Annotated in this window: 10 protein-coding genes; 5 read left to right on the top strand and 5 right to left on the bottom strand. The window is 74.6% G+C overall.

The genetic code is table 11. From position 1 onward, the window contains the following. Window positions 1–50: 50 nt before the first annotated feature. Together J0910_RS23795 and J0910_RS23790 are read right to left on the bottom strand one after the other, a co-directional pair. On the bottom strand, window positions 51–932 hold the full coding sequence (locus J0910_RS23795; RefSeq protein WP_420160762.1) for a 1,4-dihydroxy-2-naphthoate polyprenyltransferase: 882 nt from the start codon (window positions 930–932) through the stop codon (window positions 51–53). A 412-nt stretch (window positions 933–1,344) separates the two neighbouring features. Continuing rightward, window positions 1,345–1,914: a GNAT family N-acetyltransferase gene (locus J0910_RS23790; RefSeq protein ID WP_420160761.1), complete on the bottom strand. Its 570-nt coding sequence runs from the start codon at window positions 1,912–1,914 to the stop codon at window positions 1,345–1,347. Window positions 1,915–2,077: 163 nt separating this feature from the next. On the opposite strand from J0910_RS23790, the gene J0910_RS23785 reads away from it, so the two are divergent. Further along, window positions 2,078–2,461, top strand: a complete 384-nt coding sequence (locus J0910_RS23785; protein ID WP_420160760.1) for a phage holin family protein — start codon at window positions 2,078–2,080, stop codon at window positions 2,459–2,461. Between the two features lie 73 nt (window positions 2,462–2,534). Here J0910_RS23785 and J0910_RS23780 read toward each other — a convergent pair whose 3' ends face one another. The 3 genes from J0910_RS23780 to J0910_RS23770 all read right to left on the bottom strand — a co-directional run bounded on the left by J0910_RS23780 (window position 2,535) and on the right by J0910_RS23770 (window position 4,808). Further along, entirely contained in the window at window positions 2,535–3,881 is a 1,347-nt protein-coding gene (locus J0910_RS23780) for a short-chain fatty acid transporter (RefSeq protein ID WP_420160759.1), read from the bottom strand. A gap of 232 nt (window positions 3,882–4,113) precedes the next feature. Then, window positions 4,114–4,533 carry a type II toxin-antitoxin system VapC family toxin gene (locus tag J0910_RS23775; RefSeq protein WP_420160758.1) on the bottom strand — a complete coding sequence of 140 codons (420 nt, stop codon included), beginning with the start codon at window positions 4,531–4,533 and terminating at the stop codon, window positions 4,114–4,116. After that, window positions 4,530–4,808, bottom strand: coding sequence for a type II toxin-antitoxin system Phd/YefM family antitoxin (locus J0910_RS23770; protein WP_420160757.1), 279 nt, complete (start codon window positions 4,806–4,808; stop codon window positions 4,530–4,532). Before J0910_RS23770 ends, J0910_RS23775 begins: the two co-directional genes overlap by 4 nt. Window positions 4,809–4,978: 170 nt before the next feature. On the opposite strand from J0910_RS23770, the gene dapA reads away from it, so the two are divergent. The 4 genes from dapA to J0910_RS23750 all read left to right on the top strand — a co-directional run bounded on the left by dapA (window position 4,979) and on the right by J0910_RS23750 (window position 13,130). Beyond that, the gene (dapA, locus tag J0910_RS23765; protein WP_420160756.1) at window positions 4,979–5,956 is read left to right on the top strand and encodes a 4-hydroxy-tetrahydrodipicolinate synthase; all 978 of its coding nucleotides are present in this window, start codon (window positions 4,979–4,981) and stop codon (window positions 5,954–5,956) included. After that, window positions 5,953–7,638, top strand: coding sequence for a ribonuclease J (locus J0910_RS23760; RefSeq protein ID WP_420160755.1), 1,686 nt, complete (start codon window positions 5,953–5,955; stop codon window positions 7,636–7,638). Before dapA ends, J0910_RS23760 begins: the two co-directional genes overlap by 4 nt. 115 nt (window positions 7,639–7,753) lie before the next feature. After that, window positions 7,754–10,273: a DNA translocase FtsK gene (locus J0910_RS23755; RefSeq protein WP_420160754.1), complete on the top strand. Its 2,520-nt coding sequence runs from the start codon at window positions 7,754–7,756 to the stop codon at window positions 10,271–10,273. A 208-nt stretch (window positions 10,274–10,481) separates the two neighbouring features. After that, on the top strand, window positions 10,482–13,130 hold the full coding sequence (locus J0910_RS23750) for a RodZ domain-containing protein (protein ID WP_420160753.1): 2,649 nt from the start codon (window positions 10,482–10,484) through the stop codon (window positions 13,128–13,130). Window positions 13,131–14,470 lie beyond the last annotated feature (1,340 nt).

Below are 14,470 nucleotides of genomic sequence, written 5' to 3'. Positions count from 1 at the left end.
TTCGGAGCGGACCTCGGGTCCGCCGCCCGGCACGGTCGCGCCCCGGCCGGTCAGCCCAGGGCGCCCAGGGACAGCCCGATGGTGAACAGCACGCCGAAGGCCATCTGCAGCTTCCCGGTCTCGCCGAGGCCGAGGACGAGGTCGCCGCCGGTCTGGCCGCCGCGGACCCGGCCCAGCGGGCGGACGGCCAGCGGCAGCGAGAGCAGCACCAGGGCGGCCCAGGGGGTGGCGGCGACGGCGGCCAGCGCGATCAGGTAGGCGGCGGCGATGCAGCCCTGGTACAGCAGCCGGGTGCGGGCCTCGCCCAACCGAACCGCCAGGGTGATCTTGTCGGTGCGGGAGTCGGTCCCGATGTCCCGCAGGTTGTTGATGACCAGGACCGAGCAGGACAGCAGCCCGATCGGCACCGCGGCCGCCCACGCCTGCCACGGCACCGAGCCGAGCTGGACGAAGACCGTGCCGACCACGGCGACCAGGCCGAAGAAGACGAACACCGAGACCTCGCCCAGGCCGCGGTAGCCGTAGGGGGTCCGGCCGCCGGTGTAGTACCAGGCGGCGACGATCGCGGCGGCGCCGATCAGCAGCAGCCACCACGACGAGGTGGCGACCAGCACCAGGCCAAGCACGGCGGCGGCGCCGAACGAGGCCCAGGCGGCGATGAGCACCTGGCGGGCCGGGGCGGTCCCGGTGGCGGTCAGCCGCATCGGGCCGACCCGCTCGGCGGTGTCGGTGCCGCGCACGCCGTCGCTGTAGTCGTTGGCGTAGTTCACCCCGACCTGGAGGGCCAGCGAGACCGCCAGGGCCAGCGCGGCCTTCCACCACACCGCCCCGCCGGCCCCGATCGCCACCCCGGTCCCGACCGCGACGGGGACGATCGAATTCGGCAAAGTTCGGGGGCGGGCCCCCGCGACCCACTCGCTGACCGTGGCCACGCGCGCGACTTCCTCTCGGTGCTCTCCGGCGCGCCCCGGCCGGACGCGCCGCCGGACGGGCGGCGCGGCGCGGGGCGCGCAGTTCATCCGACAACGTTAGCGCCGCCCCCGCGCCCGGAAGCGCGGCCGCCCGCTCCTCCCGGAGCCCTCGGGGCGGCGCGGGGAGCGCCGCCGGCGCACCGCCCGGTGCCCCCCGGGGCCGGCGCGGGGCCGCTGCGGGGAGAAGGGCGCGCACCGGGAGGCGGCCGGCCTCCGGCGCTTCCCGCGGCGACCGCGGCGGGAAGGGCCGGCCGGACGCCGGCCGGGAAGAGCGGGCCGGAGCCCGGTGGCCGGCCGCCTCATCGGCCAGGCCGGGCCGCCCTCCGGATGCCCGGCGGCCTCCGGGCCCGGAGGCCGGGCCGCCCGGCCCCGGTCAGTCGCCGATCGCGACGTGCAGCCGGACCATCGGAAGCAGGCCGTCGGCGTCCACGGTGCGCCGGGCGCCGTCCGGCCGCCAGCCGGAGGACTCGGCGAAGGCGCGCAGCGGGTCGCCCTCCTCCAGGGTCCACAGGTGCGCGGTGCGGAAGCCGTCCTCGACGAGGTGGTCGACGGCGGCGTTGAGCAGCCGGCTGCCGTGCCCGGCCCCGGCGAGCTCCGGGTCCACGTGCAGCGCGTACACCTCGGCGTCGGTGGCGGGCCACAGGTCGGGGTCGGTGGCCGGGCCCAGGGCGGCGAACCCCGCGGTGATCCGGTGCGGCGCGGCGCCCTCCCCGCCGGCGGTGTCGGTGGCGATGATCACCCGGTGCCGCGAGGTCGGCGGGGTGCCCACCGCGGCCAGCCACTGCTCGCGGAAGCGGCGCCCGGCCTCCTCACCGGTGATCTCCTCGAGGACCGCCGCCGGCAGGCGCGGCCCGTAGGCGGCGCGCCATGCGGCGACCTGGATGCGCACCACGTCGTCGATGTCGGCGGTGCGTGCGGCGCGGACGAAACGCTCAGCGGACATGGCGCCATCGTGGCAGCAGGAGCCCGGTGTGGCGAACCGCACCCGGACCCGTAGGGGAGACCACCCACCGGCCCCGGGCGCCGCGGGGGCGGGCCTCTGAGTTTTCCCGGAATCACGCCCCGGCCCGTACGCCGCCGCCCGGCGCCGTGGGACCATCGGTGGCGTGAGCATCCTCATCCGCATCATCGTGAACGCCCTGGCGCTGGCGGCCGCCGCCTACCTGATCGACGGCATCGAGATCGCCCCCACTGGGTCCACCTCGGAGCAGATCCTCACCTACTCGGTGATCGCGATCGTCTTCGGCGTGGTCAACGCGGTCATCAAGCCGATCGTGAAGACGGTCGGCTGTGCCTTCTACATCCTCACCCTCGGCCTGGTGGCCCTGGTCGTGAACGCGCTCCTGCTCATGCTCACCGCATGGGGGGCGGGCGTCCTCGGCTTCCACTTCACCATCGCGGACTTCTGGCCCTCCGCGGTGCTGGGCGCCCTGGTGATCTCGGTCGTCAGCTGGCTGCTGAGCTTCCTGGTCCCCGACTCCGAGGACTGATCCGGCAGGACATCCGGTGCGGGAGGGCCGCCGCGCGCACCGCGCGGCGGCCCTCCCGCGCGTTCCGGGCCGCTCAGCTCAGGAACGAGATGCACAGCGAGGCCGCGGCGATCCCGTAGACCATCACCACCGCGCTGTAGCCGAGCACCTTGCCGGCCGGCAGCCGGGTCAGGGCGAGCAGCGGCAGCGCCCAGAACGGCTGGATGCCGTTGGAGAGCTGGTCGCCCATGGCCACCGCCATGACCCCGACGCCGGGGTCCAGGCCGAGCGAGGCCGTGGCGTCCACGACGATCGGCCCCTGCACCGCCCACTGCCCGCCGCCGGAGGGCACGGCCAGGTTGACCAGGCAGGCGCTGATCAGCGCCCAGAAAGGGTAGGTGGCCGGGGTGGAGAAGGAGACGAACCAGTCGGCGACGACCTCCAGCAGCCCCGAGTGCTCCATGATGCCCATGATGCCGGCGTAGAACGGGAACTGGACGATCACCGAGGCGGCGCTCTTCGCCCCTTCGGCGGCCGCGGCCGCATAGCCCGCCAGGGTCCCGTGCAGCCCGAGGCCGGCGATCAGGAACACGAAGTTGAGCAGGTTCAGGTCGAGGCCGACCAGGCCGTTCCCGATGATCGCGGGAACGATGTGCACCAGCCCGGCCACCAGCACGACCAGCACCGGAACGCGGCTGTGCATGAGCCGCTGGGCGGGGGAGAGGGCCCGCCGGGCGGCCTTGGCGGGCGCGGCGCCCGCCGGGGCGGCCCCCTCGTCCTCCGCCCCGATCTCCTCGGCGTCCTCGCGCGCCGGGTGCATGCTCATCAGCAGCAGCGGGGCGCCGATCAGCATCGCGGCGAGGAAGGCCAGGTTGAACGGCTGGAAGACGGTCTCGCTGAGCGGGATGATGCCGATGGCGTCCTGCAGGAAGTGGCCCTCGGTGTTGACCAGCAGCGGGGAGGAGCCGGACAGGCCGCTGTGCCAGACCATCAGGCCGGTGTAGCCGGCCGCGGCGAGCAGCGGGAAGTGCACCTTGACGCCGCGCTCCCGGCAGGACCGGGCCACCCGCACCGCCAGCATCGCTCCGGCGATCAGGCCGAGGCCCCAGTGCACCATGCCGAGCAGCGTGGCGCCGACCGCGGTGAGGGCGCACGCCGCCGGTGCGCTCTTCGGCATCGCGGCGATCCGGGCGATGGCCCGCTCCGCGGGCGGCGAGGACGCCAGCGCGTACCCGGTGACCAGCACCAGCGCCATCTGCATGGCGAATTCCAGCAGCCCCCAGAACCCGGCGTACCAGTCGCCGACCAGCCGCACCGGCCCGTGGTCGGTCAGCCCGAGCGCGAGCAGGTAGACCAGGACCGACAGTCCGACGGCGAAGACGAAGGCGTCGGGGATCCAGCGGGTGCTGAACGCCGCGAGCGCGTTGCCGAACCTGCGCATGGGGGATGCATCCTGTCCGTGTCCGGGGAGGACGGCCCTGACCAGCGGCCGACGGAGCGAAAGTCTGTAACGCCCGTCACATATCGGTCAAGGGGGACATCAGGTCCGGTCCCGCCGCTTCTTCAGTCTTCCTCTCCGCCGCCCGGGACGGACGGGGCGGTGCGGAGGGTTCCGATGTCAGGGGGCGCTCTCTTCGGGCATCTCGGCGAGCAGGTTGCCCGCCGCGTTTTCGTCACCCCCTGCTCGGGGCGAACGGGTCGACGCAGGGGACGCCGGAGCGAATGAAGTCCTCGGTGTTCCGGGTCGCGACGGTGAGCCCGTGTGCGAGAGCCGTCGCGGAGATGAGGCCGTCGACCGTGGAGAGGCGGTCCGGTGCGCACAGGCGCCCCCAGCTCTCGGTGATGGGGAGGGTCACCGGAAGGATTCGGTCGGCGAACTCGGAGCAGAGCTCTGAGAGCCAGCGGTCCAGCGCCGCTGCCTGCGCCGGATCCCGCCGGCGCAGGTACTCGCAGCCGCGGCGGATCTCGCCGAGGACGAGGACGCTGGTGTACAGCGATCCCCGGTCGGCCGATCGGATCCAGGCCTCCACGTTCTCGTTCGGTTTGCGTTTGCGCAGTTCCGCCAGGACGTTGGTGTCCAGGAGGTATTTCACGGTTCCTCCGTTGCCGTGCCCAAGTCGACCTGGCGGGGGAGGTCTCGCTCGGCGACCACCTCGTCGAAGACATCGGCGAAGTCGTCCCAGTCCGGGGAGTCCAGCAGGAAATCCTTGAAATCCCGCTCCTGGCCGCGCAGGTGTCGGTATTCCTCGACGTCGATGACCACCGCGACGTCCTCTCCGTGTCTGGTGACGAACTGGGGGCCGTCGGTCTGCGCGGATCTGAGCAGTGCGCTGAAGCGCTGCTTGGCCTCCTGTACCTGCCAGTGCATGCCGCTCGTCCTCTCTCAATCTGTCCAGACAGTCTAGACTTGAAAGGGCGACGAAGGAAGCGAGGGCGAGTTGTCCGAGCCCGGGCGGAGAGGGTGGTTAGGGGCGGAAAATCCACTTCGGAGGGGTGGCGTGGCCGCAGCGTGCGCCCGATCGCGGTACGTTGTGCATCATGGGAGCCAGCACTACCCCGAACGCGCCGTTCGGCCAGATGTCGACCGCGATGGTCACCCCGATGCAGGAGAACGGCGACGTCGATTACGACGGCGCCGCCCGGCTCGCGTCGTACCTGGTCGACGAGCAGCGCAACGACGGCCTGATCATCAGCGGCACCACCGGTGAGTCGCCGACCACCAGCGACGACGAGAAAGACCGGCTGCTCCGTGCCGTGCTGGAGGCCGTGGGGGACAGGGCGACCGTCGTCGCCGGTGTCGGCACCAACGACACCCGGCACAGCATCGAGCTGGCCAAGGCGGCCGAGCGGGCCGGCGCGCACGGCGTGCTCACCGTCACGCCCTACTACAACAAGCCCCCGCAGGAGGGGCTGCTCCGGCACTTCACCGCCATCGCCGACGCCACCGGCCTGCCGATGATGCTCTACGACATCCCCGGCCGCACCGGCACCCCCATCGCCTCGGAGACGCTGGTCCGGCTCGCCGAGCACCCGCGCATCGTCGCCAACAAGGACGCCAAGGACGACATAGGCGCCAGCTCCTGGGTGATGGAGCGCACCGGCCTGGCCTACTACTGCGGCAGCGACATGCTCAACCTGCCGCTGCTCTCGGTGGGCGCGGCCGGCTTCGTCAGCGTCGTCGGGCACATCGTCGGCGCCGACCTGCACGACATGATCGACGCCTACAGCAGCGGCGACGTCGCCCGGGCCCTGGCCATCCACCGGCGGCTCACCCCCGTCTACACCGGCATCTTCCGCACCCAGGGCGTGATCACCACCAAGGCGGTGCTGAACATGTTCGGCCTGCCCGGCGGGCCGGTGCGCACCCCGCTGGCCGACGCCTCCTCTGAACTTCAGGCGCTGCTCCGCGAGGACCTGGCCGCCGCCGGGGTCAAGGGCCCGATCGGGCTCGCCCCGCACCAGGCCGTCCCGGCCAGCGCCGTGGGAGTCGAACGGTTGACGGAAGGATCCGCATGAGCCACCCGCACCCCGAACTGGGGCCTCCGCCGCCGCTCGCCGAAGGCGCGCTGAGAGTCGTCGCCCTCGGCGGACTCGGTGAGATCGGCCGGAACATGACGGTCTTCGAGTACGCCGGCCGGCTGCTGATCGTCGACTGCGGCGTGCTCTTCCCCGAAGAGGAGCAGCCCGGCGTCGACCTGATCCTGCCGGACTTCGACTACATCCGGGACCGCCTGGACGACGTCGAGGCCCTGGTGCTCACGCACGGCCACGAGGACCACATCGGCGCGGTGCCGTTCCTGCTCCGCGAGCGGTCCGACATCCCGCTGGTCGGCTCCCGGCTGACCCTGTCGCTGCTGTCGGCGAAGCTCGGCGAGCACCGGATCAAGCCCGAGACGGTCCAGGTGGCCGAGGGCGAGCGGCGCTCCTTCGGCCCGTTCGACCTGGAGTTCTTCGCGGTCAACCACTCCATCCCGGACGCACTGGCGGTGGGCATCCGCACGCCCGCGGGCAACCTGCTGCACACCGGCGACTTCAAGATGGACCAGCTCCCGCTGGACGGCCGCCTCACCGACCTGCCCGGGTTCGCCCGGTACGGGGCGGAGGGCGTCGACCTGCTGCTCTCCGACTCCACCAACGCCGAGGTGCCCGGGTTCGTCACCAGCGAGCGGGACATCTCGCCGGTCATCGACAAGGTCTTCGACAAGGCCGAGCAGCGCATCATCGTGGCCTGCTTCGCCTCGCACATCCACCGGGTGCAGCAGGTGCTGGACTCGGCGCACGCGCACGGCCGCAAGGTCGCCTTCGTCGGCCGCTCCATGGTGCGCAACATGAACATCGCGCGCGACCTGGGCTACCTGCGCGTCCCCGGCGACCTGCTGGTCGACGTGAAGAGCCTGGACGACCTGCGCCCGGAGGAGGCCGTGCTGGTCTCCACCGGCTCCCAGGGCGAGCCGATGTCGGCGCTGACCCGGATGGCCAACCGGGACCACCAGATCCGCATCGAGGAGGGCGACACGGTGCTGCTCGCCTCCTCGCTGATCCCGGGCAACGAGAACTCGGTGAACCGGGTCATCAACGGGCTCACCCGGTGGGGCGCCAAGATCGTGCACAAGGGCAACGCGCTGGTGCACGTCTCCGGGCACGCCTCGGCCGGCGAGCTGATGTACGTGCTCAACATGGTCAAGCCGAAGAACCTCATGCCGGTGCACGGCGAGTGGCGGCACATGCGGGCGCACGCCAACATCGCCAAGCTCACCGGGATGCCCGACGACCGGGTCGTGATCGCCGAGGACGGCGTCGCGGTCGACCTGCACAAGGGGCGGGCGCGGATCACCGGCGCGGTCCCCGCGGGCTACGTCTACGTGGACGGGACCTCGGTCGGCGACGTCACCGAGTCGGCGCTGAAGGACCGCCGGATCCTCGGCGAGGAGGGGTTCATCTCCATCGTGGTGGCGGTGGACTCCACCACCGGCAAGATCCTCGGCGATCCGGAGATCCACACCCGCGGCTCCGGCATCGACGCCGACGCCTACGACGAGGTGCTGCCCAAGATCGCCGATGCGCTGGAGCGGGCCGCCGCCGACGGCGTCACCGACCCGGCCCAGCTGCGCCAGCTGGTGCGGCGCGGCATCGGCCGGTGGGTCAACGAGTCCTACCGGCGCCGCCCGATGATCATCCCGGTGGTCGTCGAGGTCTGACCGAGCCGGCACCGGCCCCGCGGCGCACGCGCCCGGGGCCGGTGCCGTGCGGCCGGGCGCGACACGCCCGGCTCCGCGGCCGTTCCGCGCGGTGTTCCTTAGTAAGCTGCGCACCATGGCCACGCGTGCGCCCAACTCCTCCCGGCGAAGCGGCGGCTCCTCCCGGGGCGGCGGCGGTTCCTCCCAAGGCAGCGGGAAGGCCTCCGGGTCCCGCGGCGGGGCGCGGAAGAGCGCCCCGGCCAGGAAGCCGTCCGCGAAGAGCGCCCCCGTCCAGGGGCCGGTCGCCGTGCTGTTCATCTGGGTCGGACGGGCCCTGCTGCTGCTGTGGCGCCTGCTGGCGCACACCGTCGGCGGCATCGCCCGCGCCGCCGGGCGCAGCGCCCGCGACCTCGACCCGGACCTGCGCCGGGACGGCCTGGGCCTGGTGCTGCTGGCCGCGGGCCTGCTCATCGCGGCCGCGGTGTGGTGGGAGACCGAGGGCCCGCTGCCCGAGGTCACCCGGACGGTGGTGGTGGGCGCCTTCGGCACCTTCTCCCCGGTGCTGCCGCTGCTCTTCCTGCCGTTCGCCTGGCGCCTGATGCGCACCCCCGGCACCGGCCGGACCGACGTGGGGCGGCTGTTCATCGGCTCGGCCGCGCTGCTGGCCGGGCTGCTCGGGCTGATCCACATCGGCCACGGCATCCCCTGGCCCTCTGACGGCCAGGAGGCCATCCGGCACGCCGGCGGCATGATCGGCTTCGCCGCCTCCGGCCCGCTGAGTTCGCTGATCACCCCCTGGGTCACCGGGGTGCTGCTGGGCATGCTGATGGTCTTCGGCCTGCTGGTGGTCACCGCCACCCCGGTGCACCGCATCCCGGAGCGGATGCGCCAGCTGTTCGGCGGCCTGATGGAGCCGGACGGCGGCCCCCACTCCGGGCTGGGCATCCTCGGCGGCGAGGAGGAGCCGGCCAAGCCCAAGCGGAAGCCGCGCGCCAAGGCCAAGGCGGCCGAGGCCGCGCCGGAGGAGCCGGTCGGCGGGGAGAACGAGCGCCCCTACGACACCCCGGTGGTGGAACCGGAGCCGCGCCCCAAGACCAAGGCGAAGGCCAAGGCCGCGCCGCCCCCGCCGCCGGAGCCCACCCCGGCCCCGGCCGAGTCCGAGCAGCTGTCCATCCCGTCCCGGGTGATCGAGGGCGACTACGAGCTGCCGGCCCCGCTCCTGCTCAAGCCGGGCACCCCGCCCAAGCCCCGGACCCGGGCCAACGACGAGGTGGTCGAGGCGCTCACCGGGGTGCTGGAGCAGTTCAACATCGACGCCGAGGTCACCGGGTTCACCCGCGGTCCGACGGTCACCCGCTACGAGATCGAGCTCGGCCCGGCGGTCAAGGTGGAGAAGGTCACCGCGCTCACCAAGAACATCTCGCTCTCGGTGAAGAGCGCGGACGTCCGGATCCAGTCGCCGATCCCGGGCAAGTCCGCGATCGGGGTGGAGATCCCCAACACCGACAAGGACATCGTCAGCCTCGGCGACGTGATGCGCTCCAGCGCGGCCACCGGCGACGACCACCCGATGCTGGTCGGCCTGGGCAAGGACGTCGAGGGCTCCAACGTGGTGGCCAACCTCGCGAAGATGCCGCACGTCCTGGTCGCCGGCGCCACCGGGGCGGGCAAGTCGACCTGCATCAACGGTCTGATCACCTCAATCATGATGCGGGCCACCCCGGACGAGGTGCGGCTGATCCTGGTCGACCCCAAGCGGGTCGAGCTCACCATGTACGAGGGCATCCCGCACCTGATCACCCCGATCATCACCAGCCCGAAGAAGGCCGCCGACGCGCTGCAGTGGGTGGTCGGCGAGATGGACCGCCGCTACGACGACCTGGCCGCCTCCGGCTACCGGCACGTGGACGACTTCAACGCGGCGGTGCGCAAGGGGAAGCTCACCGCCCCGCCCGGCAGCGAGCGGGAGTACGAGCCCTACCCTTACCTGCTGGTCATCGTGGACGAGCTGGCCGACCTGATGATGGTCGCCCCGCGCGACGTCGAGGACTCGGTGGTGCGCATCACCCAGCTGGCCCGCGCGGCCGGCATCCACCTGGTGCTGGCCACCCAGCGGCCCAGCGTCGACGTGGTCACCGGCCTGATCAAGGCGAACGTGCCCTCCCGGCTGGCGTTCGCCACCTCCAGCCTCTCCGACAGCCGGGTCATCCTGGACCAGCCCGGCGCGGAGAAGCTGGTCGGCAAGGGCGACGCGCTCTTCCTGCCGATGGGCGCGGGCAAGCCCATCCGGCTGCAGAACGCCTGGGTCTCGGAGAAGGAGATCCGGCAGATCGTCGAGCACTGCAAGAAGCAGGCCGAACCGAGCTACCGGGAGGACGTCGGCACCGCCGAGGCGAAGAAGAAGGAGATCGACGAGGAGGTCGGCGACGACCTGGACCTGCTGGTCCAGGCGATCGAGCTGGTGGTCACCACCCAGTTCGGCTCCACCTCGATGCTCCAGCGCAAGCTGCGGGTCGGCTTCGCCAAGGCCGGCCGGCTGATGGACCTGATGGAGAGCCGCGACGTGGTCGGCCCCAGCGAGGGCTCCAAGGCGCGCGACGTCCTGGTCCAGCCGGACGACCTGCCCGGCGTCCTGGCGGAGCTGCGCGGCGGCTGACCCCGGCCGCCCGGAAGGCGGGGAAGTGGCGGCGCGGGGGCGGAAGGTCCGATTCGTCGGGAAGGCGACGAAGGGCGGGCAGATCCGCCCCGCGCGGCCGCGTTGACTCACTTTTAACCCGTTGCCCTGGAGTGTCACCACTCGATCACTCTCGGTGAGGTGCACAGTGGTTGAGGTGGACACAGGGGAGCAGCCGGAGGCAGCGGCCATGAGCACGATCGGACAGATCCTCACCGCGGCCCGGGACCGGGCCGGGTACACCATCGCCGAGCTGAGCGCCCGCACCTGCATCAGGGACATCGTCCTGAACGGCATGGAGCACGACGACTTCGGCCCGTGCGGTGGCGACTTCTACGCCAGGGGGCACATCAAGGCGGTCTGCCGGGAGCTCGGCGTCGACCCGACCGAGCTGGTCGCGCGGTACGACGCGGAGCACTCCTCGAGCGCCTCCTCACCGCTGGGCGAGGGGGCGGGCCGGCCGGCCCGCCCGGTCCGCGGCGGGGCGCGCGCCAACGCCGACCCGCCGGACGGAGCGGGCGGGGCGGGGGACGCGGGGAGCGCGGGAGGCGCCCAGGGCGGCGGTGACGGCCGCCCGCAGCGCCGCGGCCTGTTCGCCCCGCTGCGCTCGGCGATGGCCGAGGCGGTCGGCGCCTTCACCGCGGAGACCGCCGACGCCGGCCAGGACCGGCGGAGCGCTCCGGGGGAGCGGCGGCCGGCCGCCGACCGGCCCGGGCACCCGGCGGAGGGATACCGGGAGGAGGGCGCCGAGCCGGAGGCCCCCTACCCGGTGGAGGGGTACCGCGAGCCCTATCCGGAGGTCGAACCGTACCCGGAGGCCGAGGCGTACCCGAGGGTCGAGCCGTATCCGGAGGAGCACCTGCCGGAGCAGGCCCGGCCGGAGCCCGACCGGTGGGCGCAGGGGTACCCGCAGGAGGCCGGGCACGGCCGCCGGCCGGCACCGGTCCCGGCGCCGCCCCCGGCACCGCCTGAAGGGGCCCCGGAGCCCGCCGCCCGCCCCGAGGAGGCGGCGGCGTTCGCGGAGCCGCAGGAGCCGGCCGGCGGCGCCGGCGCCGAGTGGGCCGCCCACCCCGAGGCGGCGGCCCCGCAGGCGGTCCCGGAGCCGGCCGAGGAGTACCGGCCCGTCCCGGCGGATGAGCCCGCGGAACCCGTCCGGGCCGCCGAGGAGTACCGGCCGGAGCCGCCCGCGGACCGGCCCGCACCCCTCCCCGACACGCAGCCGTGGGATCCCTTCCCCGGCCCGGTGCCGGAGAACGGCCTGCGGGAGTCGGCCGCGGACGCGGCGGAGGAGTACGGCGAGGCGTCGCTGCGCGGCGCCCCCCAGCTCCCCGGCCCGGACGCCGGAAGGGAGGACGGGGACGAGGGCCGCGACCGCCCCCCGATCAACCTGGAGACCGCCGGGCTCGGCGCCTTCCGCTCCCGCCGCTCGAACGGCGGGATCCTCGGTGCGGGCGCCGCCTGCCCCGAGCCGGAGCACCGGGAGGCCCCGATCGGGGAGCGCGCGGCGCCCGAGCAGCCGGCCGCACCGGAGCGGGCGGCGGACGAGCAGGCGGCGGCCGGACCGGTCGGCGCCGGACCGGAGCACCGGCCCTCCGACGGGGCGGTGCCCGCGGCGGGCTTCGGTCGGCGCGGGGCCGCGTCGGATGAGCACGGCCTCCCGCCGGCCGCGCAGCCGGCGCCGGACGAGTTCGGGCGGCCGGTGGCCGGCGGCGCGGCGGAGTACCGCGAGCCGCACCGGTACGCCCCCGAGGAGCAGCGGCGCCCGGCCTCGGACCCGGCGGCGACCGCCGGGCACCGGCCGGCGGAGGCCCTCGCCGGCGGCGCCGAGCCGTTCGGCGCGGCGCCCGAGGGGAACCGCGGCGGTCGGCCGGTCCGCGCCGGCAGCACCGGGCGCCCGGTCGACCCCGGCCTCGCGCTCCACGAGGTCCTGGGGCTGCCCGCCCCGGAGAGCGGCGGAGAGTCCGCGGCCAGGGGCTTCCGGCGCTCCGGGAGCAGCGCCCGGCCCCCGGTCCCGGCCGAGCCGCCCGCGGCGCAGGTGCCCGCACCGAGGGACGCCCGGAGCGCCGAGGCGGGCCGGACCGGCGCGGCGCCGGCCGCCCTGCGGGCCGGCTCCCCGTGGAGCGCCCTGGGGCTGGCCGGGGACGGGACGGTGCTCACCGCGGCGACCGGCGACTGGGAGTACGCGACGCCCTACCCGCCGGGCCAGGGGCGGCACGAGGAGGGCGCGGCGCCGGTCGACGGCCGGGGCGAGCTGGGCGCGAGCACCGAGCGCCCCGGGTGGCTGCGCCGGAACTGGCCGCTGGGGGTGGCCGCCTGCCTGGTCGCCGCGGCGGTGATCGCCGGCATCCGGGCCTGGCCGGAGGGCGGCATCCAGGAGGTGCGCGAGGCCGGCATCGAGCAGGAGGCCGGCGGGCAGACCGGGGCCGTGGCCGGAGAAGGGGGAGCGGACGGCTCGGACGGCTCGGACCGTTCCGGCGGTGGCGCGGAGGAGAAGAGCGCCGCCGAGGGGGCCGGGACCGCCGCGAAGGAGCACCCGGTGACGCGTGCCCAGGAGCCGCAGCAGGTCACCGACACCACGCAGGCCCTGCAGCGGGCCGAGGAGGTCCGGGTCAAGCTGCACGCGACCGAGCGCACCTGGGTGGAGGTCACCGACGCCAGCGGGGCCGTGGTCTACACCGGGACCGTCCCCCAGGGGACCAGCCGGGAGTGGACCAACGCGGACGAGCTCAACCTTCACCTCGGCGACCCGTCGAGCGTCCGCGTCGCGGTCAACGGAGAGGAGCGGCAGACCGGCCGTATGACCCGCCTCACCTTCCGGGCGGACGAACTCGATCCCTGACCTCTGACAGGGAGCCGCCGAGGCGGCGGAGCACGACGAGCGCGGCGGGGCCGAGACCGGCCCCGCCGCCTCCGTGTCCGGGACCGCGGGCCGACCGCTCCCGGAAAAGGAGAGAGCGGGGGCCTGCGGCGACGGCGGAGGCAGGCACGGGCCGGGCGCCCTGTCCGGGTGCGGTGTCTCGCGGGGTGGGGGTTCAGGCGGGCGGCGAGGGCGCAGGTAAGGGCGGGGCACAGCACCTCAGCCGGGCGCGGCGTCCCACGGGGCACAGGCTCAGGCGGGCGGCGAGGGGAAGGGGCGTGCCGGCCGGTCGGTCGAGCGCGGCGCCTCGCGGGGCCGAGGTTCAAGCGGGCGGCGAGGGCGGGAGTGGGCCGGGGGCGGCGGGTCGCCTGCGGCAGGGCGGTGGGGCGGGTGGGGCGGCTGAGGGGGCGGGTTCGCCGTTCCCGCGCCGCCCCGGCGCCGAGGCGGGCCGCCCGGCGACCACCGGCACCACTCTGACCTGGACGAATACGGGCAGTGACGGTGGTGGGGGGCGATCTGCGCACCGCGAGAGCACCCCGGTGATTCCCGGGCACGCATCCCGGGCCGGAACGGGCCCCGGAAGGCCGGAACGGCCCTGATCGGGGCGGCGGCCGGGGATCCGTGCCGCCGGGAAGGTCGGAAAGGTGGGGCCGGAACCCCCGGGGAGTGCGGGGAGGGGGCGGGATGTCGCATTCGTCCTCCCGGCGGGCCCCGCTTCGGCCACTCTGAGTGACCGGCGAGGGGGTGGCGGGGCTTCCGGGGGTGCTACTCGCCGGTAGATGTCATCGGGCCTGCTGCGGGGGTGCGCAGGGCGCCCCCGGCCCGCCCGATCCCCGCCGGCGATCCGGCATAGCGGACACAACCCCCTCCAGTGGCGCGGCGGGCCCGGACCCACCACCGGAACAGCGCTTTCCTCCTCTTCCCCCTCGCCGGGCGCCCGGGGGCGGACCGGTGAACGCCGCCCCGGCCCGCTCTGCCGCACCCGACCGACCAGCCGGTTCCCTCCCCGCCCTCGCCGCCCGCTTGAACCCCGGCCCCGCGAGGCGCCGCGCCCGACCGACCAGCCGGCACGCCCCTACCTGCGCCGTCGCCGCCCGCTCGAACCTTCGCTCCGCGAGGCGCCGCGCCCGGCCGGGGTGCCCGGCCCCGCCCCTGCTTCCGCCGTCGCCGCCTGTCTGAACCCCGGCCCCGTGGGGCGCCGCGCCCGACCGACCGGCTGGCACGCCCCCTGGCCTCGCCGCCGGTCTGAGCCTTCGCTCCGCGAGGCGCCGCGCTTGGGTGAGACGCTCGGCCCCGCCCCTGCCTGCTCTGCTTGGATCTCC

This window comes from Nocardiopsis oceanisediminis, from assembly GCF_048595525.1.
Lineage (GTDB): Bacteria > Actinomycetota > Actinomycetes > Streptosporangiales > Streptosporangiaceae > Nocardiopsis_A > Nocardiopsis_A oceanisediminis.
Note: the sequence above shows the minus strand (reverse complement) of the source record. Positions and strands in the feature narration are given on the sequence as shown.

What these genes read in the sequence shown, in the direction of transcription:
- J0910_RS23790 (WP_420160761.1), bottom strand. Translation starts at nt 1,914, where the DNA reads ATGTCCGCTGAGCGTTTCGTCCGCGCCGCACGCACCGCCGACATCGAC.
- dapA (WP_420160756.1), top strand. Translation starts at nt 4,979, where the DNA reads ATGGGAGCCAGCACTACCCCGAACGCGCCGTTCGGCCAGATGTCGACC.
- J0910_RS23755 (WP_420160754.1), top strand. Translation starts at nt 7,754, where the DNA reads ATGGCCACGCGTGCGCCCAACTCCTCCCGGCGAAGCGGCGGCTCCTCC.
- J0910_RS23770 (WP_420160757.1), bottom strand. Translation starts at nt 4,808, where the DNA reads ATGCACTGGCAGGTACAGGAGGCCAAGCAGCGCTTCAGCGCACTGCTC.
- J0910_RS23780 (WP_420160759.1), bottom strand. Translation starts at nt 3,881, where the DNA reads ATGCGCAGGTTCGGCAACGCGCTCGCGGCGTTCAGCACCCGCTGGATC.
- J0910_RS23760 (WP_420160755.1), top strand. Translation starts at nt 5,953, where the DNA reads ATGAGCCACCCGCACCCCGAACTGGGGCCTCCGCCGCCGCTCGCCGAA.
- J0910_RS23750 (WP_420160753.1), top strand. Translation starts at nt 10,482, where the DNA reads ATGAGCACGATCGGACAGATCCTCACCGCGGCCCGGGACCGGGCCGGG.